Genomic DNA, 22,449 nt, shown 5'->3' on the forward strand with positions numbered 1-22,449 from the left:
CTTCGTGACCTTCGTGGTCCAAAATGCTGCCGACTCTCTCGCGACTGATTGGGTGTTTACTCGTTGTTGGCCTGGCCGCGTGCTCCCACCGAGGGAGCGCGCTTCTCGATCCGTCCGCCACGCTCTGGCGAGACCGAGCGCCGGACGTGTACGAGGCGCATGTCGAAACGACCAAAGGACCCTTCGTCATCGAGGTCGTGCGCGCGTGGTCGCCGCTTGGCGCCGATCGCTTCTTCAACCTCGCGCGCGCCGGATACTACAATGACACGCGCTTCTCGCGCGTCGTGCCGAAGTTCATCGCGCAGTTTGGCCTCGCGAAGGACTCAGCGATCAATGCCACGTGGTCGGGACGAACGTTCCCGGATGATTCCGTGAAGCAGAGCAACGTTCGCGGCACCGTCGCGTTCGCGATGACCGGACCCAATACGCGAACCACTCAGGTGTACGTCAGCTTGGTGGACAACAGTCGCCTCGACGCGCAGGGCTTTTCACCCATCGGACGCGTGGTGCGCGGAATGGACGTCGTCGACGAATTGTATTCCGGCTACGGGGAGAACTCAGGCGGCGGCGTGCGAGCAGGAAAGCAGGGTCCGCTCCTCTCAGGTGGCAACGTCTACGTCGACCGCGAATATCCGAAGCTCGATCACTTGATTCGGATCGTCATCAGCGATCGAAAGTGACGCCGCCAACGATCGATGCCCACGGATGCCACTTTGGTCCGTCGGCATATGCGCGGCTGGACGATACCGCGCGGTAGCTCAGATTGAGCGCGTGGTAGCGCAGTTCGATCGCGGCCTCTCCCGATCCGACGAAAGGCTCATGTCCAACGCGCATGCTCGTGTTGAGCGTGTTGCCGTCGAGGAAGATGTCTCGCGCCACGCCCCGCGCCGAGGCGCCAGTCACGAGTGCGATCTCTAGGGCTCCAGAATGCGGAAGCCACGGATGTTGGATATTCCAGCCCACTCGGGTCTGAAAGCCAATCTCGGCGGCGGTCAGAACGTTGCCGGCGGAGACCGACGCCGAGGGAATGATGTCCAACCCAAGCGATCCTGATTCGAGCGACGCGAGCAACCGTCGTTGTTCGTACCGCAGCACTCCGCCCGGTTCGAAAGCAATTTGTCGCGTCCAATCCGTTGGGCGGTTGAACTCGGGCGCCATGTTGTGCGCTGCCTGCTGAGTGAACCGTGCGAGCGACGGCGGGCCTGTCACGCCGAGCGTGATGGTGAATTCATCCGACCGGTCTTCGCTCAGCGTTCGCGACGACTGGCTCAGGTACAGCCAACCGCCATTCGCTCGTGATCCCGCGGCGGCGTGCGGATCGTCGCGGCTCGTGGCCGGCGTATAGATGTCCTGGCCCAACTCGGCGCGTGCGGTTTTGCACTCGGTTGCGCGCTGCACACAGGCTTGCCCCGATCCGAAGAACACTCGCGACCACCATGGTACGCGACCGCCGTCGTAGGTGATGTGAACGCCGCTCGTGTATTCCTCGTCGGGGCGATTCCACGGCGGCATCCAGAAATCGAATGCGTCGTTGTCGATGCGCAGCGACCACGTATGGGGCGATTGCGCAAAGGCCGCTCCAAATGGAGCGGCCGTTACGAGGAGCAGTGCGATGAGTCCCGCGCGCTTTAGCAATTACTGATACTGGATATAGAGGGGACGTGGCCTGAGTGCCAGGACTTCGCCAGGCGTCAGGAGGGCGTCGTTCTTCCGGACGTCATTGTGATAAAAGATCTTGAAACCCGTGAACTGCACCGGTGCGGCCACTTCGTAATCGCGATACGAGTCGAACTTGAGCCACGGCGGGCCCCAGCCGTCCATGTCCATCACGACCTGCACCCGCGGCGTCGGCTTGATGTTCTGCGGATCGGGCACCATGTCCTGCCGAAAGCGATGCACGACCAGAATCTTCGGTGGAAGTTTGTTCGCCGCAACGAGGCTGTCGAGGGTGTGGATGACATAGTTCACGTCGCTAGCCATCATCTGCCCGACCTTGCTGCTCGGACGCAGACCCTCGCGCTTGTAGTGCATATAGAACTCGGGATCGATGCCGAGGTGCACATCGGGCCGCTCGAGATATTTGAGTAGCAGCGGGAGCTCAGCCTGCAGCGTGCTGTGGCCAGCCTGGATGTCCACGAAGAAAAGTCCCTTCCGGCTCTTGGCCCAGCCGTAGGCCTGTTCGATGGTCTTCGCGCTTTCGCGACGGCGCCAGCCGCCGTCGGGGCCGGCTGCGCCCTGCGCAACGACGGCGACGAGGTGAATGGCCGGCGTCACTGGCGTAGACGGATCGGCCGTGCGCCACAACTCGACCGTCTTGTCGAGCTTCGAGAGCATTTCGCTCTCCGGATACTCGCCGAGCACGCCCATCTTCTTCGAGTGCGGATTGCCGTAGTACGCCACGATCCGCGTTTTCGGGAGAATCGCTCCTTCGAGCGCCTCGGGCCCCTTTGGCCAGGTCGCCATCGCCTTTTTTCCCGCGCGCACGGCAGACTGGAACGAGTTGTTGTCCTGTTTGCTCCGCCCGTCGATCAGTCGCGGGGTCGCCGTGTCCGACGTGGGGAACATCACCGGGCCGCCTGCTGCGGTCCGAGGATCGAGAGCTCCGCTGGCCTTACCAACCTCGCCGTTCGATGCATGCGTGGTGGCACCATTGCCGCCGGACGCCTTTGCGTCGGGACGTGCGCTGCATGCGACGACGGACGTCGCGAGAAATACCGCTACGAGCTGGGCAAAACGCAGGGACATGTCGTTCTCGCAATGCGAAGGTCGAACCCGAAGTAGCCGGTTCATGACACCGTACGTGGCAGTGCGTGTGCCAAACCGGGATGAACGGGTGGCGTCGCGCTGCTCGACGATCGTCGCTCTGTATGACGATCGGGTGTGGAGGACGTGAAAAAGGCCGCCACGTGGACGGCCTTTTTCGAGCTCCCCGAGTAGGACTCGAACCTACGACCACTCGATTAACAGTCGAGCGCTCTACCAACTGAGCTATCGGGGATCAGACCGAGAAAAGTAGCGATCCTCCTCCCGAAGTCAACGTCACGAAAATTACGCCCAAGCGCAGATGTGGCATCGACTTAAACCGCTTGCGGGACGCGAGCATCCGCCGGCGCTCGCTTTGGCCGCAGCGCCTCGTACTCCGGGAATCCCGGAAGCACGCTCCGTAGCCATTGTCCTGTGAACGAGCCGGGAACGCGTGCGACCTCCTCAGGGCGGCCGGCGGCAACAACCTCACCGCCTCGATCGCCTGCTTCCGGTCCGAGATCGATGACCCAGTCGGCGAGCTTGATGACGTCCATGTTGTGCTCGATCAGGACGAGCGTATGTCCTGCGTCCACGAGGCGATCGAATACCTGCGCCAGCTTGCGGATGTCGTCCAGATGCAGACCCGTCGTGGGCTCATCCATCACATAGAGCTTCTTTCCGCTCTTCTTGTTCGTGAACACCAACTCGCGCGCCACCTTGAGCCGCTGAGCTTCACCACCAGACAGCGTCGTGGCCGGTTGGCCGAGTCGTAGATAGCCCAACCCAACCTGCTGCAGCTGCCACAGCGCCTGGCCGAGCTTTTCCTCGCGCGGGAAGAATCGAATGGCTTCGTCGATCGTGAGCTCGAGCACGTCGTAGATGTTCTTGTTGTTCACGCGCACGTCGAGTACGGCGGGTTTGAATCGTTTTCCGGCGCAGTCGTCGCAGGGCACGAACACGTCGGCCATGAACACCATCTCGACTTCGAGATAGCCGGCCCCTTCGCACGTTTCGCAGCGACCACCAGCGACGTTGAAGCTGAACGTGCCCGCCGTATATCGACGCTCGCGCGAGAGCGGTGCATCGGCAAAGATGCGACGAATCTCATCGAACGCCTTCACGTACGTCACCGGGTTCGATCTCGGCGACTTGCCGATCGGGCTCTGGTCGATGCCGACGACGTCGTCGATCGCTTCGACGCCCGTGAGGCTCGCAAACCCGCCGACCTTCTCGCCGAGGTGTTGCTTGGCGCTGTGCTCGCCATGGAGACGAGTCTCGATGGCGCGCAACAGAACGTCGTGTATGAGAGTGCTCTTTCCAGATCCAGAAACACCTGTCACGACCGTGACTGCGCCGAGCGGAATCTTGATGTCGACGTTCTTGAGGTTGTGCTCGTTGGCGCCGGTGAGTGTGATCCATCGCGGTCCGAGCCGGCGTCGCTCCGCAGGAATCGGAATGGACTTCGCGCCGGTGAGGTACGCGCCGGTGAGCGGGCTCTCGGAGATCCGGCTGATCGGACCCGCGAAGACGAGTTGTCCGCCCTTTTCACCGCTCGCTGGCCCGAGCTCCACCATGTAGTCCGCGGCGCGAATGGCGTCGGGGTCATGCTCCACCACGAGCACCGTGTTTCCAGTGTCGCGGAGGCGGTGCAGCAGGCGCAGCAAACGATCCATGTCGCGCGAGTGCAGGCCGATCGACGGCTCGTCGAGAACGTACAGCGTGTCGACGAGTTGTGATCCGAGAGAGTTGGCGAGTCCAATGCGCTGCGCCTCACCACCCGAAAGTGTTCGCGTCGCGCGATTCATCGTCAGGTAGTTCAAGCCGACATCGCACAGGAACAGCACACGGTCACGCGCTTCCTTGAGAATGTGCGACGCAACCTGTCGCTCGAAATCCGAGAGCTCGATCGACTGCAGCCACGCGAGTAAGCGATCCACCGGCAGCTCGCACACCTCGGCGATGTTGCGGCCTGCGACGCGAACTTGAAGCGCCTCGGGCTGCAACTTCGTTCCGTGACAGTCCGCGCATTCCTGTGCGGTCTGATACTGTCGCAGGAAGACGCGGATGTACTGCTTGTACTTCTTGTCCTCGAGATCGACGAGGAAGGGGAGAATGCCCTTGTACCCCTTGGCCTTGGCGGTCAACAGCTTTTGGCGCGCGGTAGCTGGCAGCTTTTGCCACGGCGTGTCCATTGAGATGCCTTCACGCTTGGCGTATTCCGCAAGCGCGCGACGCTTGTTGTCGTACCGCGGTTTCGTCCACGGATCGATCGCACCCTCGCGGAGCGTGCGCGTGGGGTACGGAACGATGAGCGCTTCGTCATACTCGAGGGTGGCGCCAAAGCCGTTACACCGACTGCACGCACCGCGCGGGCTGTTGAACGAAAAAAGTTGCGGCGTGGGCGACGGAGCGCGAGTGCCGTCGTTAGCGCACTCGTACCGCTCGGTGAAACGCAGGGTCGTCGACGCGTTCGGCGTGAGCGGCGTCTTGATCGGCTCAGTGAACACGATGATGCAGTCGCCATCGCCTTCACGGAACGCAGTGCCCACGGCCTCGGGAAGGCGACCGCGCGCCTCGTCGGACACCGCAAGCCGGTCGACGACGACGAGCAGCTGCTTGGCGAACGTGACGTCGATTGGTTCGGTGAGGAGGTCGTCGAGATGCATGATCCTGCCGTCGACGACGATGCGTACGAACCCCTGTGCTCGCAGATTCTCGACCACGACCTCATGCGTCACCTCGTCCGAGAGCCGCATGGGGAAGGTGACGTAGAAGCGAGTTCCGGTCGGAACGGCGAGCACGGCGTCGGTCACCGATTGCACCGTATCCGGGCGCATCTCGCGACCACAAAGCGGGCAGAACGTTCGGCCTACGCGCGCCCAGAGCAGGCGGAGGTAGTCGTAGATCTCGGTCGCGGTGCCGACGGTCGATCGCGACGTCTTGGTCGGGTTCTTCTGCTCGATGGCGACTGCTGGCGACAGCCCCTCGATCGAATCGACGTCGGGCTTTTCCATGCGCTCGAGGAACTGCCGCGCATACGCCGACAGCGACTCGACGTACCTCCGTTGGCCTTCCGCGTAGATGGTATCGAACGCCAGCGACGATTTGCCCGAACCGGACGGCCCCGTGATGACGGTGAAGGCTCGTCGCGGAATCGCGAGGTCGAATCCCTTGAGGTTATGCTGCCGCGCGCCGCGGACGATGATCGAGGCCTTCATGACGCGAAATGTAGCCCGAAGAAACGGCGAAGCTAGCTGTGCGCCGCTCTGCGCAGTCGGCTACTTCTTTCGACGCGCGAGGCGTCCGATCAGCAGCAGGATGATCGCGCCGAAGGTGGCGATGCCGATCGACCGAAGATCGAGCGTGCCCTGATCGATCTTTCCCCATCCGAGCTGCGTGCCGATCAGGCCGCCGAGGATGGCGCCGACGGCGCCGAGGAGAATCGTGAAGATGCACCCGGAAGGATCGCGACCCGGTACGAGGAATTTCGCGAGTGAGCCCGCGATCAGACCGAGGAGGACCCAGAAGAGCCAGAGGTGCACGGACGCTCAGAGTTTAGGGTTGCAGGGTCGACCGTCCAGTAGAAACTAGTATCATCGAAAACAGCGCACGCAGCAAATGACGGCCGACGTCGGCCGCCACTCGCTGCGTGCATCCTGCCTCGCTTCCAGACCTACAGATTCGTCTTGGTACGCGACCGGGTGGTCGCTCGATAAATCCACAGCAGGAGAAGCGCACCCACGATCGCCAGCACGATGCTCCATAGAGAGAAGCCGTTGAGGCCGGATCCCGTGATCATGCTCCCGAGAAAACCACCGAGGAACGCGCCAACGATTCCAATCAAAATGGTGACGACAATTCCACCCGGGTCGGGTCCCGGCATGAGCGCTTTAGCGATCGCACCAGCAATCAAGCCGAGCACGATCCACGCGATGATACCCATAGCCTTGCCTCCTCAGAGGGATCAGAAGACGACGCGCGGAGGTAACGCAACCGGTGTACCAAGCGCGGCATAGCATGCCGACTTCGCTACGATAGATTCGCGCGCGACGGCGAGCTCGACGCGCACGCCAGCGATCGCTCCTGACGAAAACGGATAGTTTTCAGTCATGAGCGCTCCTGCCATCGCCGCCCCTGCCGACGAGGACGTTCTCGGTAAGGCGTACGACGCGCGTCTCATGCGCCGCCTCTCGAGATACATTCGCCCCTACAAACAGCTCGTTGCCTCGGCACTCGGCTGTCTGATGCTCGACGGCCTGCTGCAGCTCGTGGGACCGTTGATGACGCAGCGCGTCATCGACGTGGCGCTACCAACGCGCGACTATGAGCTCGTGTGGCGATCGGCCCTGCTGCTCGCCGGCTCGTTGGTCGTTGCATTTGCCTGTCAGTATGGCGAGACGATCTTCACGAGCCTTCTCGGGCAGCGCGTGATGCGCGATCTCCGCCGCGACATTTTTGGCCACGTGCAGCGATTGCCGGTTGCGTTCTTCGATCGAAATCCAGTCGGCCGGCTCGTTACGCGCGTCACGTCCGACGTCGAAGCACTCAACGAACTGTTCACTGCTGGCGTGGTTGCCGGATTGGGCGACCTGTTCACACTTCTGGCAATCAGCTCGTTGATGCTGGCGACCGATTGGCGTCTCGCGCTGGCGGCGTTTGGCGTGATTCCGTTCGTCTGGCTCGCGTCGCGGCTGTTTCAGCTCAAAGTCCGCGATTCGTATCGCGACATTCGGTCTCGCATCGCGCGTATCAATGCGTATCTCCAGGAGCGAATCACGGGCATGCGCGTCGTTCAGCTATTCGGGCGGGAGGCCGATGAGGCGCGGCGCTTCGATGAGTTGAATCGCGGCCATCTCGATGCGAACCTCAAGTCGATCACGTACTACGCGCTCTACTTTCCCGCGATCGAAGTGCTGACGTCGATCGCGCTGGCGAGTCTGATCGTGGCCGGTGCGCGACGCGTGGAGGTGGGGTCGCTGACCGTCGGTACCGTCGCGGCGTTCTTGCAACTCGTCCGACGCTTCTTTCAGCCGCTGCAGGACCTTTCGGACAAGTTCAACACGTTGCAGCAAGCGATGGCGTCGAGCGAGCGTGTGTTTCGGTTGCTCGATACGCCGGTTGCGGACGTTGGCGGGAGCGCCACCAGCGCGCCTGCGGTCGATGTGGTGGAATCCCTGCCGAAGCGCGGTAGTGGTGCCGGGGTGACGATCGAATTTCAGGACGTGTGGTTCGCATACGATCTCGGCCATGTCGCCCGCGAAGGAAGCCCGTCCACGTCGCCCGAGTGGGTGTTGAAGGGTGTCGGGTTTAAAGTCGAGCCAGGAAAGACCCTTGCCCTCGTTGGCCACACCGGGGCGGGGAAGACCACGATCATCAATCTGCTGCTGCGCTTCTACGACCCGCAGCGCGGGCGGATTCTCGTGAACGGGATCGATGTGCGCGAGCTTCCGCTGTCGGAGCTGCGGTCGCTGATCGGATATGTACAGCAGGACATTTTCCTCTTTGCCGGCGACGTTCTTACGAACATCAGATTGTCGAATCCTATTTCTGAAGAGGAAGTGGCGGTCGCGGCGTCGCGAGTGGGGGCCGATCGGATCATTCGTCGCCTGCCGCACGGTTATTCGCAAATACTTGGCGAGCGCGGTGCGTCGATCAGCGTGGGTGAGCGGCAACTCCTGTCCTTTGCACGGGCGATTGCGGCGGATCCGGCGCTCCTAGTGCTGGACGAGGCGACCAGCGCGGTGGATAGCGAAATCGAGGCGGAGATCCGGAGGGCTCTGACGATACTCATGCAGGGGCGGACGACGATCGCCGTTGCGCACCGATTGAGTACAATCGTCGATTCAGACGAGATTCTGGTTCTGCACCATGGCCAGGTGCGCGAGCGTGGCAATCATCGGGAGCTCATGGCGAAGCGAGGTTTGTATGATCGTCTCTATCGGCTGCAAGCGGGCGCGGTGAACGATGCGTTACAAGCGGGCGCATGACGCTTGCCAGCCCTGGGGGCGATGGGGTAGTTTCTGCCTCGGTAGCTCCCGTTCCCCGACGCCGGCGTCGCGAGCCTTGCTCGCGCCCCGGTCCCTGACCTCGGACCGTCGCGCTAGCATATAGTCATGCCGGTCATCACAGTCGACAACAAACAGTTCTCACTTCGGCCCGGCCAGAATCGACTTGGCGCGGGCGACGACGTGGACGTGCGTGTCGACGGAAATTCCGGTCTCGGTGTTCAAGCGATCGTCGAACTTGGAGACAACGCGCAGGTGGTCATTCGCCGGACGCTCGATGCATCTTCGGTTCGCGTGAACGGAATTCCGCTCGTCGATCCCACCCCGCTGATTCATGGCGACAAGGTCGAGATCGCGGGGAAGGAGCTCCTGTTCGCCGACGACACCAAGTCTGGCGACACGGCGTTCGTCTCAGCGGCCGACATCGCCGCCATTCTTGCGGCGAAACGGGCAGGCCCGGCGCGCGCGACGGCTGCCACGGGCGGTCGGTTGGTATCACTCGTCGACGGCAAGGAGTACTCGGTCCCCGGCGAGGGAATCGTCATCGGGCGCGACGCGAGCGCCGATGTCGTGGTGGCTCAGAATGAAGTGTCCCGCCGTCACGCCGAGGTGTCGCCGGTCGAAGACGGGTATGAGCTGCGGGACTTCAGCGCGAACGGTGTGTTCGTGAATGGCGCTCGACTCGAGCGCCCGCAGATTCTGTCGCGCTCCGATGTCATTCGCGTGGGAAGCGAGGAGTTTCGCTTCTACGCCGACGTCCAAGCAGCGCCACCGGTGGCCACCCCGTCGCCCACGCCCGTTGTACCGACGCCGTTCGTTCCCCCGCCGACGGCCGCGCCAGCTCGCGTTGCGGCTCTCGCCAACACCATGTCGTTCGCGGCCATCCGGGATTCTCTCCCGGCGGCTCAGTCGGCACCGCTCGTGACTCCGCCTGTCGCCGCTCCAGTTCTCGCGACGCTCGAGATCACGAACGCCGGTCCGACCAAGGGACAGGAATTCAGCATTCATGTACCGCTGGCCCACGTTGGACGTGGCGCTCACAACGAAATCGTCCTGGTGGACGACAGCGTTTCAGAGACGCACGCCAAGTTGCAGCGGCGCGACGACGGTTGGTACGTCGTGGATTTGGGATCGACGAATGGAACGTACGTCGGCGGTCAGCGATTGAACGCTGAGCGTCGACTAGATGGCGCCCCTGATGTACGCTTCGGTGGTGTCAAAATGGTATTCCGCTCCAAGGACGCCGCGGTGGGTTCGCTGGCCGACACACGCGCTATCGCGGTGGGTCGTCCGCAACCGCCAGCCGCGGCGCCCGCTGCTCGTGCTCCAGCTCCAGTTGCCGCCAATGCGTCCGCGAGACCATCTTCGCGCCCCGGTGTTCCTGTGTGGGTGTGGGTCGTCCTCGTGCTCGCCGTCGGGGCGGCGGTCGCCTTCTCCTTGCTGAATCGCTAATGGTGCGTCTGCTTCACGCTGCCCGGACCGACGTCGGCATGATCAGGTCTGGGAACGAAGACAACTATGCCGTCAACGCGAACGGCGACCACGGGTTATTCGTCGTCGCGGACGGCATGGGCGGCCATGCCGCCGGCGAGGTCGCGAGCGAGATGGCCGTGCAGACGATCGAGCGCGAGCTCGGTCCTCTCCGAAACCTCGATGATCGCGGCGTCGCTGATCGTGTGAGCGACGCGCTCAAGATGGCCAACCGCAACATCCACGATCGTACGATCACGGAAGTCGACAAACAGGGCATGGGCACCACAGCCTCTGTTCTGATCGTCTCGGGGACGCGATACATGATCGGCCAGGTTGGCGATTCTCGCGTCTACCTACTCCGCGACGGTGCGCTGCAACAGCTCACGAAAGACCATTCCTACGTCCAGGAGCAGGTCGACGCCGGATTCTTGACGCCGGAACAGGCGCGATACCATCCGTACAGCAACGTCATCACGCGCTGCGTCGGGGCCAGCCCCGAGGTCCAGCCGGACGTCTATCAAGGCGAGGTCAAGCTCGGCGATCTGTTCCTGGTCGCTAGCGATGGTTTAACCGGAATGGTCGACGATCGCCGCCTGCAAATGCTGCTCATGTCGCGCGCCGAGCCAGACCGCAAAGTCCATTCGCTCATCGCCGAGGCGAATGGCCGCGGTGGGCTGGACAACATCACGGCAATTGTCGTTCAGGTTGCGCCAGAAGACGACGATGCCGCCATGGCGCGGACGCAGGAGATACCGACGGCGTGACCGTCGGCCGCGGGTCCTCGCAGCACGCGGGGACCCGCTCGCGTATTCCCAGTAGCCCTAGCCCCTACACTCGTCGGGAGAGTTGCTCATGTCCTACCGGAAACCCGCCGGACGCCTGCTCGTCGCAGCCGCCGGCGTTCTCGCGCTATTCGCTCCACCAGCCATCGCCCAGGAAAAGGCGAATAAGGCCAATTGGGATCTGGCTGAGAAGTTTTCGTCGACCGCACTGCGCTCGCGCGTTTACACCAGCGCCGTCAACCCGCGCTGGCTTGGGCAGAGCGATTCGCTCTGCTACGACTGGAAGGATCACAACGGCTCGACCTTTTTCCTCGTCGTCCCAACGACGAAATCCAAGAAGCCCTTGTTCGATCAGGTGAAGCTGACTGCGCAGCTCTCCGATCTGAGCCATCACGCTCACGATCCCCAGAACCTGCCGTTCAACTCGCTGACGTTCTCGAAGGATCACAAGAACTTCACTTTCAACGCCGACAGCTCGCGTTGGGAGTGGGACATCGCGACGGAAACACTCAAGCGCCTCGGACCGGCTACGCCGGCTGGCGGTGCGGGTGCGGGCGGACGCGGCGGCCGAGGTGGTCGTGGCGGCGGAGTCGGCAACGCTGATGCCCCGCCGGCAGTGCAGCCCGATACGGCGAACACCTGCGGCGGCAATGGCGGCGGACGTCAGGGCGGCGGCGGTGGTGGCGGCGGTTTCGGTGGCGGTCGCGGGGGTGATTTCCGCAACTACTCGCCGGACAGCAGCATGTTCGCGTTTGCTCGCGAACACAATCTGTACGTCGTGAAAGTCGCGACAAAGGACACCGTTCAGCTCACGCGCGATGGCGCGAAGTACTACAGCTTCGGCGCCCGTGATACGCTGCAGGAACGTCAGCAGAACGAGTTGAATCAGCAGCAGCAACAGCAGCAGGACGACGAGAACGGCGGCGGTGGCGGCGGTCAGGGCGGCGGCGCGGTCAATCGCGATCCGCGCGTTCGCGCCAACGTCACGTGGTCGCCGGATTCCAAGTCGTTCGTCGTCTCGCGTCGAGATCAGCGCAAGGTTGGTGAATTGTTCCTCGTGAACAACACCGCCAATCCACGTCCGACGTTGATGACGTACAGCTACGCAATGCCGGGTGATGAGAATGTCGCACAGGAAGAACTCTTCATCTTCAAGGCGGGCGACACGAAGCTCACGCCGGTGAACATCAAGAAGTGGAAGGACCAGCAACTCTTCGACCTGCATTGGAACGGCACGGGTTCGAACAAGTTGCGCATGATTCGCCGCGATCGTACGCAGCGTCACTTCGAGCTCATCGAAATCGACGTGCCGACGATGGCGACGACGCAACTGTTCAAGGAAGACATCGAGAACAACTCGAGCGAGCGTCAGAACATCCGCTACGTGAAGGCTGGCGGCGACATGATCTGGTGGTCGGAGCGCAGCGGCTGGGGTCAGTACTACCTCTACGACAACGCGGGCAAGCTCAAGCGTCCGCTTACGTCGGGCGCGTGGCGCGCCGAGCGTATCGTCGAGCTGGATTCGATCAAGGGAATTCTCTATATCGCTGGTGTTGGCCGTGAGCCGGGGGAAAACCCGTACTACACGCACACCTACAAGGTGAATCTCGACGGCACCGGCTTCGCGCTACTCGATCCGGGCGAGGCGCTTCACAACGCGGCTCTCTCGCCGAACAAGAAGTGGATCGTCGATAACGCGTCGCGCATCGACATGGTGCCGAAGGCGGTGCTCCGTGATGCCACGGGCAAGGTCGTGATGGACCTGGAGACGATGGACGTCTCGAAGCTCGTCGAGATCGGGTGGAAGATGCCGCAGCGGTTCGTGACCAAGGCGGCCGATGGTGTCACCGACATCTATGGCAACATCTGGAAGCCGTTCGATTTCGATTCGACGAAGAAGTATCCGATCATCGCGAACGTCTATCCGGGACCGCAGACCGAATCGGTCACGTTCCCGTTCGCGGCGACGCCGGTGCCGCAGCAGCTCGCGCAGCTCGGCTTCATCGTCATTCAGATTGGTAATCGCGGCGGAAGCCCACAGCGCTCGCAGGAATATCAGGGCTTCAGCTACTACAACCTCCGCGACTACGCGCTCGCTGATAAGAAAACTGGTATCGAGCAGCTCGCGGCGCGTTACAAGTGGATCGACCTCGATCGCGTCGGCATCTATGGTCACTCGGGCGGCGGGTTCCTCACCGCTGCGGCCATGATGCTTCCGCCATACAACGAGTTCTTCAAGGTCGGCGTGAGCGAATCGGGCAACCACGACAACAACATCTACAACCAGAACTGGAGCGAGCAGTATCACGGCCTCAAGGTCGTGGCCAAGACTGGTGATCGGAACGGTGTGCGCCTCGCCGGCCGACCGGCCGGAGCCAACACCGACGGCAACGGAAACGGGAATGCCGGCACGGCAGCGAGCCGTCTGCTCGACGGTTCGATCGCTGCTGATGACACAACTGACGCGTTCCAGATTCGCATCCCGACGACGGTCGATCTCGCGCCGAACCTGAAGGGCAACCTGTTGCTCGAGACGGGCGACATGGACAACAACGTCCATCCGGCGAACACGATTCGTCTCGTGAACGCGCTCATCAAGGCGAACAAGCGGTTCGATTTGATGATCCTTCCAGGCAAGCCGCACGCGTACGGCGACATGACGCCGTACACGAACCATCTCATGTTCGAGTACTTCTCCGAGCACCTCCTCGGCGACTACTATCGCAAGGACGCAGTCATCAAGCCGTAGCAGGAAGGCGTAAAGCGGATTGACGCTGCACGCCACGAACAAGAACGAGCCCCGCGCGATTTCGCGCGGGGCTCGTTTGTCTAGCGGCTGAGGTTGCCTGCGCCTAGTATTGTCGCGTCTCGACCCGGCCGATGCCGCCGCGCCGCCCGATGGATGATCCGACCCGACGCTCGTTCGTCCGCTTTCTCGCCGGCAGTCCACTTATGGCAGTTGCCGGAGTGGAACTCGCGTCGCTCGAGCGCATGCTTCACGGGTCGCGCCGCGAACAGTCTCGCGCTCTCGGCGCGGTGCAGCAGGCCACGCAGGAGCCCGAGCTGATCACGGCGGCGAGTGAAGCGCTCAACGTGTTCGATTTCGAGCCCGTCGCACACAAGAAAATCCCCGTCGCGCACTGGGGCTATCTCAACACCGGCACCGACGACGACGGAACGATTCGCGCCAATCGCGATGGCTTCACGCGCTGGGATCTACGCCCGCGCCGACTCGTGGACGTCAGAAAGATCGACCAGTCGGTCCAGCTGCTCGATACCAAGTGGGAAACGCCGATCATCATCAATCCACTCGGCAGCCAGAAGGCCTTTCATCCTGAAGGAGAAATCGCCGTTGCCCGCGCCGCGAAGGCGCGCGGCCATTTGCAAATCCTCTCGACCGTCGCGACGTCGTCGATCGAAGACGTCACTGCGGCGCGCGGAGCGCCGGTCTGGTTCCAGCTCTATCATCGTGAGGATTGGGCCCAGACGCGCCAGATGCTGAAGCGCGCCGAACGCGCGGGGTGTCCGGCGGTCGTGTTCACCGTCGATCTCATTGGCGGCAGCAATCGTGAGACGATGATCCGGGAATCACGCCGCGATACGCGAAACTGCGCGTCGTGTCACGCTGGTGGGCCGCCGCTGCCCGGCGTACGTGGCGGCGGCATTGTCGCCGACGATCGTCGCAAGCCGATGCTCTCCGGCCTCGTTCCCGAAACGCCGAGTGTCGACGCGGGAACGCCGACGTGGGATTACATCAAGCGCATCCGCGATACGACCACGATGAAGGTGTTCGTGAAAGGCATCGTCGCGCGTGAGGACGCGCAGCTTGCGGTGGAGCATGGAGCGAGCGGCGTGTTCGTCTCGAATCACGGCGGTCGCGCCGACAACACGATGCGCGCGACGATCACGAGTTTGCCTGAGGTTATCGACGGCGCGCACGGACGCATTCCGGTGATCGTGGACGGCGGATTTCGCCGCGGCACCGACATATTCAAGGCACTCGCACTCGGTGCCACGGCAATCGGTATCGGCCGCCCCTACATCTGGGGGCTCGGCGCGTTCGGACAAGAGGGCGTCGAGACGGTGCTGACGCTGCTGCGCCGCGAGCTCGAGATGACGATGAAGCAGGCGGGCACGGTGTCGATCAAGCGGATCACTCGCGAGTACATCACCGCACACGGCTAGCGTGCGCAGACGCGCGCCGCGCTACGGACGAAGAGGGCGTCGGGCGAGCGAGTCTCGACGTAAGGAGTCGATTCGGATCGAGTCGACCTGCGCGATCGCGCGATCTTGCAGCCGGCGGAGTCGAAGCTGGTTGTCCGCGTCGATCGTCGCATTTCGCTTTCGTTCTGCCGGCGACGGTCCTGGACTGAAGAGCGGGAAGGGAATGCTCACACCCGCGCCGACTGTGCCGGCCGGCGCTGCCGCTGTGCTGAACCGTCCGGGACTCGCGAATTCTTGACGTGACGACTCGATTGCGTCGGCGACGCGTTTCGTCACGAGAGAATCGCGCTGCACCGTCGTCAAAGGCGCAGACGCGATCGTAACGCCCGACGGTGCGAGCGGCGCGCCGCGCGCGGCGACGGATGGTTTATTCGACGGCGTGAAGGTCGGCACGTCGCGCATCGGGACGAGGCGCGTGAGCGGAGACTCTGTCGGGACGGCTGTGCGCGACGCACTCGATGAGTCACGCGGAACGCTGACCGGGGGAGCCGACGGTGCGGCGACGACTGGAGCAGGCGGAACGATGGTCTGCTCGCGCTTTGGGACCGGCATGACTGGCGCCGGTGCGATCGCTCGAGGCCGTTCGACCGGTTTTGGCAACGGGTCGACATGAGTCGTCGGCGGAAAGAAAACGAGCGTTGGGTGTTCGTCGAACGAACGCGTGCGGTCGACAGGCTCGCGAAGATTTGTCATCGAGGCGAGCGCTGCGGTAAACAGCGCGGCCGTTATGAATAGCGCGACGCCGCCGCTTCGCCAGGGCGACGCAGGGTGCCGATCAATCCAGAGTTGGCCGTTCGCATGATGCATAGCCGATTCGTAGAAGCGAGCGCGACTCGATGTTCTGCAGGTCGCACATACCGAGCTTGACTGTGGGCAACAATCGCAAGGAGAATCGCCCCTCAATCGCTACCCGGCGGATCACGAATCGGTCCTGCGGAATTGAGGCTACCACGACAGCAAGGGCTCGCCGTCTTTGAGCCGCGCGCGGACTTCGGCGGCGGTCTTCGTCGCGAGGTTGACCACCGAATCTGGATCGAGCGCGACGCGCGGCGCCGTGTACACCCGCAGCCACCGTGCTGAGCGATAAAACTCTTCCGACAGCTTCGGAAGATTGATGGCTCCCTCCCAGCCGCTCGCGGTCAGGCGACGGACCTCGCCATCGCGCCGCTGGACGAGCAGGTCGAGTCCGAGCATCTGCGTCTTCTCGGGATAGTCGAGCAGCAGGTCGCCGGGAGCGAGTCCGAGTTCGTCGGCGAGCGCGTTCTCCACCGCGACAGTCAGCGCGCGATCGTCGGCAATCCACTCGGCCGCGTCGGGTGGCAGGGTCGCAGCCGGGCATTCGAAGGCGCGTTTGTGCAGTCGTCGCTCGCGCAATCCACGCAAGAGCGAACTCGGGACGCGCTGTGCGAGGTCGTGTAGTAAACCCTCATCGGTGAACGCGGCGAGTGTCTCCGCGTCCAGTGCGCCGGTATCGAGCGCGTCGGCAACGAGACGCTTGTACATCGCGGTCGCGCTGCGAACCGCATGATGCCAGTAGACGTTCCGGTACATCTGATACTTGGCGAACAGCAGCGACTCGAGTGCCGACAGACCTTTCTCGACCATGCCCACTGTTGGCCCACCGGTGTCTGGATGCCGCACGAGCGTCAACGCATTGAGCAAACGGTCGACGTCGATTTCGCCGTAGCTGACGCCGCACATGAATGCGTCGCGTCGGAGGTAATCGAGCTTGTCGAGATCGATCGAACCCGAGATCAGTCCCTGCAGCGGACTCTCACTCTTGCCGCGAATGAGCGAGACGATTCGTTCCGGCGCGTCATGGCCGAGCTCTCGTCGAAGAATGGCCGCGACCTCGCCGTCGCAGATCAGCGGCCGCGCGACTTCCTCGTGGTTCAGCGCGCCAATCTCTTCCAGCGCGTGCGAAAAGGGATAGTGCCCAATGTCGTGCAGCAGGGCAGCGACGCGAATCAGCATGCACTCGTCGCGACCCAGTGATGCGTAGTCCTCGTGCTCCTCGAACAACGTGAGCGCGCGTCGAGCCAGGTGGTACGTGCCCAGCGCGTGCTCAAAGCGCGAGTGCGTCGCACCAGGATAGACGAGAAACGCGAGCCCGAGCTGCCGGACGTATCGGAGCCGTTGGAAGGCCGGGGTGTCGATCAACTCGAAGGTGAGTGGATCGAGCCTGATGTTATTCCAGAGCGGATCGCGGATGATTTCGACGGACATGGCGAGGCTGGCGGTATCGTCGGGCGACTGGCGTGCGCGAGTATGATAGTCGCCCCGGCCTTGAAACGCCGTTACCGTATCCACGTAGGGAGAAACATCCCCATCCTGGGCCCGTAGGACTTCCCATGCCGACACCAACTCTGCTGCAGAAGCCGGACATTCCAGCCCCGCCTCCGGCGTCGCCCAAAGCTGTTCCGATCCAAGGCGCCGAGGTGCTGGGCGACGATGGGTTGATGGTGCTGGTTCAGCGATTGACGCAGGAGTTGGCCGGTCTTCAGGCCCAGCGCAGGGTGCTCCGCCAGCAAATCGGGTCTGCTCAGGCCGATGTGGCGACGTCCGCGGGCCTGCAACTCGGCAAGGTCGAAGGGGAGATCGCCCAGGTGAGCGTCCAACTCGCAGACGCTCGTGGACGGCTCAATTCGAGACAGGGGCAGCCGGGCTCCCGGCCGCAGTTTGGTTTTCCTCAGAACCCTGGGCGGAGGCCCGGTATGGATTCAGGTGACGTAACCGCGATCTTCGTGACGTTCATTCTCGCCGTTCTCATGCCGATTTCCATCGGCATTACGCGTCGAATCCTTCGACGGGCCCCGAAGGACGCCGTAGCTCCAGACGTCATCGCCCCGCGGCTCGATCGGCTCGAGCAGGCCGTGGATGCCATTGCGATCGAAGTCGAGCGCATCGCCGAAGGGCAGCGCTTCGTGACGAAGGTGATGACGGAACGCCCGATCGTGGCGCCGTCGCGCAGCACGCCAGAACCGACGGATGCGGCCTCCAGCGCACTCGGCGAGGCGAAGCCATTCCTGGCCCTCGGCGCCGGCCCAATCGAGCCGATTCGGGTTGCCGAGCGCCAGGCCGTTCGCCAATCGATCACGCCGCACTAATGGTGGCGTAGTCCGAGGTAGTGCCGTCTCCAAGCAAAGGGCCGCCGCGACGGAGTCGCGGCGGCCCTTTCCTTATTTCTAGCGCCTAGTGCCTAGCGCCTAGCGCCGAACCGTTAGCCCTTCGGTCCCGCCGCCGTCACGCCGCCGTCAACGAACTTTTCGAACTTGCTGAAGTTCTCACGGAACATCGACGCGAGCTTCTTGGCCTGTTCGTCGTAGGCGTTCTTGTCCGACCACGTGCTGCGCGGCGACAGAACGTCGTTCGGGACGTCGGTGATCTGCGTCGGCACGCTGAGGCCGAACACCGGATCGACATCCATTTTCACCTTGGCGAGATCGCCACGGAGGAGCGAGTGCACCATGGCGCGGGTATGTGACAGCTTCATGCGCTTGCCGGTGCCGAATGCGCCGCCAGTCCAACCCGTGTTGACGAGCCACACATCCGAGCCGTGGTCGTCGATCAACTTGCCGAGCATCTCGGCGTACTTGGTCGGGTGCCACACGAGGAAGACGGCGCCGAAGCAGGACGAGAACGTCGCCTGCGGCTCTTTGACGCCGCGTTCGGTGCCCGCCACTTTTGCCGTGTAGCCGGACAAAAAGTAGTACATCGCTTGTTCGCGGCTCAGCTTCGCCACGGGGGGAAGCACGCCGAACGCGTCGGCCGTGAGGAAGACGATGTTCTTCGGATGTCCGCCGCGTCCCGACTTCACGTAGTTCGGGATGTAGTGCAACGGATACGAGGCGCGCGTGTTTTCGGTGATCGACTGATCTTCGAACTTCACCGTGCGCTTCGTTGGATCGAGCACCACGTTCTCGAGGATCGTGCCGAACATCTGTGTCGTGCGATAGATGTCGGGCTCGCCCTCGGGGCTCAGGTTGATCACCTTCGCGTAGCAGCCGCCTTCGTAGTTGAACGTGCCAGTCGGCGCCCAACCGTGCTCGTCGTCGCCGATGAGCGAACGCTCAGGATCCGCCGACAGCGTGGTCTTGCCGGTGCCGGACAATCCGAAGAAGAGAGCCGTGTCGCCCGCCTTGCCGATGTTCGCTGAGCAGTGCATGGACAGCACGCCCTGCTTGGGCATGTAGTAGTTCATGACCGTGAACATCGACTTCTTCAATTCGCCGGCGTAGCGCGTGCCGGCGATGAGGATCATGCGCTTGGAGAGGTTCAGCACGATGGCCGTGCTGGTGCGCGTACCGTGCTTCGCCGGATCGGCTTCGAACTCGGGCGCGTGAAGCACCGTGAAGTTCGGGTCGAAGCTCGGTAGTTCGTCCGCCTCGGGGCGGATGAACATGTTCCGCACGAAGGCCATCTGCCACGCGTTCGGCGAGACGTACCGTACGGAGAGGCGATACGCCGGATCGGCACCGCAATAGAGATCTTCGACGAAGAGTTCGTCGCGGCCGTTGAGATACTGAACGATGTCGGCGCGAAGCGTTTCGAACTGCGCTTCGGTGAAGGGCTGGTTGACCTTGCCCCAGTCGACGTCCGCCTCAGATGACGATTCCTTAACGAGGAATTTGTCATTGGGCGAGCGGCCGGTGTGCGGCGACGTCACCGCGCAAAACGGCCCCATGTCGGCGAGCTGGCCCTCGTTGCGGCGAATGGCGCTCTGAATCAGCGCCGGCGCAACGAGGTTCCAGTGCACCTCGCCCTTCGGGGCGAGACCCTGCGCGGACAATCCCACATGTCCCTGCAAAACGGCATCCTGCGGCTGAATACGAGTCGCCATCATAGCCTCGAGAAGACTGTCGGAGTGGCGCCGTTCGCCGGGCGAGACGGTTCCACGGGATAGGTTCGTTCCTGCGCGTCGACCACGGCCACTGCAGCCATGTTGACGATGTCCTGCACGTTTGCGCCACGTTCCAAAACGTGAACGGGGCGGCTCATGCCCACCAGGATGGGTCCAATCGCAGTCGCGCCACCCAGGTGGTTCAACAATTTGTATGCAATATTTCCCGCGCTCAAGTTAGGAAATATGAGCACGTTCGCTTCTTCTTTCAGGGTGCTGAACGGGTAATCGCGGTTGATGATTTCCGGCACCAGGGCGGTATCCGCCTGCATTTCGCCATCGACCATCAACGATGGGTCCCGTTGGCGCAGCAGGGCCACGGCGCGCGCCATCTTCTCGGCCTCGGGATGTCTCACCGACCCGAAGTTCGAGAACGACAGCATCGCGATGCGCGGCTCCATGCCCATCGTCCGCGTGATGCGGCTCGCCGTGAGCGCGATCTGGGCGAGCTGCTCGGCCGTCGGATCGATGTTCACCGTAGTATCGGCGCAGAACACCACGCGCTTCTCGAAGACCAGCATGTACATGCCGCTCACGAGGCCTGCCTTGGGGTGCGCACCGACGACTTCGAGCGCCGGACGAATCGTTTCCGGGTAGTGCAGGTTCACCCCCGACACGAGTGCATCCGCATCGTTGCAGCTGACCATGCACGAGCCGAAGTAGTTGCCGTTGTACAGCCGACGCCGCGCTTCGTCGAGGCTCATACCCTTTCGCTGGCGACGACCCCACATGTACTTGGCGTACTGCTCTCGACGAGGTGACGTGGCCGGATCTTCGATCTCGATGCCATCGAGCGGAATGTTGAACGCACGCGCGTACTGCTCGATCGTTTGCGGATTGCCGAGTAGAGTCGGCTCAGCGATACCGTCTTCGACGCAGATGCGAGCGGCGCGAATGATCTTCGGCTCTTCGCCTTCCGGGAACACGACGCGCTTCGGATTGCTCGCCGCACGATTGATCAGCCCACGCATCACGCCGCGCGCGCGGCCAAGACGCGACTCGAGGCGCTCGCGGTACTCGTCGAGGTCGATGAACTCTGACGCGGCGCCCGAGGCGACCGCCGCCCACGCGACGGCCGGCGCGATCCACAGCAACACACGCGGGTCGAACGGGAAGGGAATCAGATACTCCGGACCAAAGCGCACTTCTTTCAATCCGTACAGCGACGCCACGCTGTCCGGAACGTCCTCTTTGGCGAGCAGCGCGAGCGCGCGCGTCGCGGCCATCTTCATCTCTTCGTTGATTTCCGTAGCACGGACATCCAATGCGCCGCGGAAGATGAACGGAAACCCGAGGACGTTGTTGACCTGATTCGGATAGTCGCTGCGGCCCGTCGCGATGATTGCGTCGTCGCGCACGGCCCGCACTTCCTCCGGAAGAATCTCCGGAACAGGGTTGGCGAGCGCGAAGATGATTGGGTGCGCCGCCATCTTGCGAACCATGTCGCCCGTGACGGCGCCAGCAACCGATAGACCGACGAACACGTCCGCGCCGTCGAGCGCGTCGGCGATCGTGCGCTTCGGCGTGTCGATGATGAAACGCGCCTTGTACGGGTCCATCTCGCCTTCGCGACCCTTGTAGATCACTCCGTCGCGGTCGCACATGAGAATATTCTCACGGCGCACGCCAAGGCGCACGTAGTGCTCGGCAGTGGAAATCGCTGCAGCGCCGGCGCCGGAGAACACGACGCGAATCTCGGCGATGTTCTTCTCGACACACTCGAGCGCGTTGAGCAACGCCGCGCCGGAAATGATCGCCGTGCCATGCTGATCGTCGTGGAAGACGGGAATCTTCAGCGTTTTGCGGAGCGTTTCCTCGATGTAGAAACAGTCCGGTGCGCGAATGTCTTCGAGGTTGATGCCGCCGACGGTCGGCTCGAGGAGCTGACAGAACTTGATGACGTCATCGGGATCTTCCGAACCAACTTCAAGATCGAAGACGTCGAGATCGGCGAACTGTTTGAAGAGATTGCCCTTACCTTCCATGACGGGCTTGCCGGCCATCGCGCCGATGTTGCCGAGCCCCAACACAGCCGTTCCGTTGGTGACGACGCCGACCAGGTTGCCCTTCGCCGTGTACGTGTACGCGAGTTCGGGGTCGCGTTTGATTTCCAGGCAGGGTTCGGCGACGCCGGGAGAATAGGCGAGCGACAGATCCCGCTGGTTGGCGAGGGGCTTGGTTGGAACGACGGCGATCTTTCCCGGCCTGCCGTTCGCGTGGTAGTCGAGGGCGTCCTGGCGTTTGGTCATGGGGAACATGAACAATAGCCAGGTATGAGTCGTAAGTCAGTCGGTGACTGGCCCTTGACTCATGTGCCTGA

The 22,449-nt window shown here is 62.8% G+C and carries 17 protein-coding genes and 1 tRNA gene; 7 read left to right on the forward strand and 11 right to left on the reverse strand.

What is annotated here, in order from left to right; genetic code table 11:
- Nucleotides 1-23 precede the first annotated feature (23 nt).
- Nucleotides 24-680, forward strand: coding sequence for a peptidylprolyl isomerase (locus tag AC6H4Z_RS08740; RefSeq protein ID WP_497546370.1), 657 nt, complete (start codon nucleotides 24-26; stop codon nucleotides 678-680).
- Here AC6H4Z_RS08740 and AC6H4Z_RS08745 read toward each other — a convergent pair.
- The 7 genes from AC6H4Z_RS08745 to AC6H4Z_RS08775 all read right to left on the reverse strand — a co-directional run bounded on the left by AC6H4Z_RS08745 (nucleotide 664) and on the right by AC6H4Z_RS08775 (nucleotide 6,856).
- Nucleotides 664-1,635, reverse strand: a complete 972-nt coding sequence (locus tag AC6H4Z_RS08745) for a lipid A-modifier LpxR family protein (protein WP_497546371.1) — start codon at nucleotides 1,633-1,635, stop codon at nucleotides 664-666. The two genes, AC6H4Z_RS08740 and AC6H4Z_RS08745, sit on opposite strands and share 17 nt — an antisense overlap.
- Nucleotides 1,636-2,745, reverse strand: a complete 1,110-nt coding sequence (locus tag AC6H4Z_RS08750) for a hypothetical protein (RefSeq protein ID WP_497546372.1) — start codon at nucleotides 2,743-2,745, stop codon at nucleotides 1,636-1,638.
- A 180-nt stretch (nucleotides 2,746-2,925) separates the two neighbouring features.
- Nucleotides 2,926-2,998 (reverse strand) — tRNA-Asn (locus tag AC6H4Z_RS08755).
- Nucleotides 2,999-3,077: 79 nt separating this feature from the next.
- Nucleotides 3,078-5,963, reverse strand: a complete 2,886-nt coding sequence (uvrA, locus tag AC6H4Z_RS08760; protein WP_497546373.1) for an excinuclease ABC subunit UvrA — start codon at nucleotides 5,961-5,963, stop codon at nucleotides 3,078-3,080.
- A 60-nt stretch (nucleotides 5,964-6,023) separates the two neighbouring features.
- Complete coding sequence (locus tag AC6H4Z_RS08765; RefSeq protein ID WP_497546374.1) at nucleotides 6,024-6,287, reverse strand: GlsB/YeaQ/YmgE family stress response membrane protein; 264 nt, start codon at nucleotides 6,285-6,287, stop codon at nucleotides 6,024-6,026.
- Nucleotides 6,288-6,418: 131 nt separating this feature from the next.
- Nucleotides 6,419-6,688 carry a GlsB/YeaQ/YmgE family stress response membrane protein gene (locus AC6H4Z_RS08770; protein WP_497546375.1) on the reverse strand — a complete coding sequence of 90 codons (270 nt, stop codon included), beginning with the start codon at nucleotides 6,686-6,688 and terminating at the stop codon, nucleotides 6,419-6,421.
- 21 nt (nucleotides 6,689-6,709) lie between these two features.
- Nucleotides 6,710-6,856: a hypothetical protein gene (locus AC6H4Z_RS08775; protein WP_497546376.1), complete on the reverse strand. Its 147-nt coding sequence runs from the start codon at nucleotides 6,854-6,856 to the stop codon at nucleotides 6,710-6,712.
- Between AC6H4Z_RS08775 and AC6H4Z_RS08780 the strand changes: the two genes are divergently transcribed.
- The 5 genes from AC6H4Z_RS08780 (at nucleotide 6,855) to AC6H4Z_RS08800 (ending at nucleotide 15,190) form a co-directional block, all read left to right on the forward strand.
- Entirely contained in the window at nucleotides 6,855-8,732 is a 1,878-nt protein-coding gene (locus AC6H4Z_RS08780) for an ABC transporter ATP-binding protein (RefSeq protein WP_497546377.1), read from the forward strand. The genes AC6H4Z_RS08775 and AC6H4Z_RS08780 overlap by 2 nt on opposite strands.
- A 126-nt stretch (nucleotides 8,733-8,858) precedes the next feature.
- Nucleotides 8,859-10,202 (forward strand): FHA domain-containing protein, encoded by a 1,344-nt coding sequence (locus AC6H4Z_RS08785; protein WP_497546378.1) that lies wholly within the window; start codon nucleotides 8,859-8,861, stop codon nucleotides 10,200-10,202.
- Nucleotides 10,203-10,240: 38 nt separating this feature from the next.
- Entirely contained in the window at nucleotides 10,241-10,987 is a 747-nt protein-coding gene (locus tag AC6H4Z_RS08790) for a Stp1/IreP family PP2C-type Ser/Thr phosphatase (protein ID WP_497546379.1), read from the forward strand.
- Nucleotides 10,988-11,075: 88 nt separating this feature from the next.
- Entirely contained in the window at nucleotides 11,076-13,754 is a 2,679-nt protein-coding gene (locus AC6H4Z_RS08795; RefSeq protein WP_497546380.1) for a S9 family peptidase, read from the forward strand.
- A gap of 149 nt (nucleotides 13,755-13,903) precedes the next feature.
- A complete protein-coding gene (locus AC6H4Z_RS08800; protein ID WP_497546381.1) occupies nucleotides 13,904-15,190 on the forward strand; it encodes an alpha-hydroxy acid oxidase in 1,287 nt (428 codons plus the stop codon).
- Between the two features lie 21 nt (nucleotides 15,191-15,211).
- On the opposite strand, the gene AC6H4Z_RS08805 is transcribed toward AC6H4Z_RS08800, so the two are convergent.
- Entirely contained in the window at nucleotides 15,212-16,036 is an 825-nt protein-coding gene (locus tag AC6H4Z_RS08805; protein WP_497546382.1) for a hypothetical protein, read from the reverse strand.
- 138 nt (nucleotides 16,037-16,174) lie between these two features.
- The gene (locus AC6H4Z_RS08810; RefSeq protein WP_497546383.1) at nucleotides 16,175-17,455 is read right to left on the reverse strand and encodes an HD domain-containing protein; all 1,281 of its coding nucleotides are present in this window, start codon (nucleotides 17,453-17,455) and stop codon (nucleotides 16,175-16,177) included.
- A gap of 125 nt (nucleotides 17,456-17,580) precedes the next feature.
- Here AC6H4Z_RS08810 and AC6H4Z_RS08815 point away from each other — a divergent pair, with 125 nt between their 5' ends.
- The gene (locus AC6H4Z_RS08815) at nucleotides 17,581-18,336 is read left to right on the forward strand and encodes a hypothetical protein (RefSeq protein WP_497546384.1); all 756 of its coding nucleotides are present in this window, start codon (nucleotides 17,581-17,583) and stop codon (nucleotides 18,334-18,336) included.
- A 113-nt stretch (nucleotides 18,337-18,449) separates the two neighbouring features.
- On the opposite strand, the gene pckA is transcribed toward AC6H4Z_RS08815, so the two are convergent.
- Nucleotides 18,450-20,069 (reverse strand): phosphoenolpyruvate carboxykinase (ATP), encoded by a 1,620-nt coding sequence (gene pckA, locus AC6H4Z_RS08820; RefSeq protein WP_497546385.1) that lies wholly within the window; start codon nucleotides 20,067-20,069, stop codon nucleotides 18,450-18,452.
- Nucleotides 20,069-22,378 (reverse strand): NADP-dependent malic enzyme, encoded by a 2,310-nt coding sequence (locus AC6H4Z_RS08825; RefSeq protein WP_497546386.1) that lies wholly within the window; start codon nucleotides 22,376-22,378, stop codon nucleotides 20,069-20,071. Before AC6H4Z_RS08825 ends, pckA begins: the two co-directional genes overlap by 1 nt.
- Nucleotides 22,379-22,449: the final 71 nt, after the last annotated feature.

It is taken from the genome of Leucogemmata humicola (genome assembly GCF_055379415.1).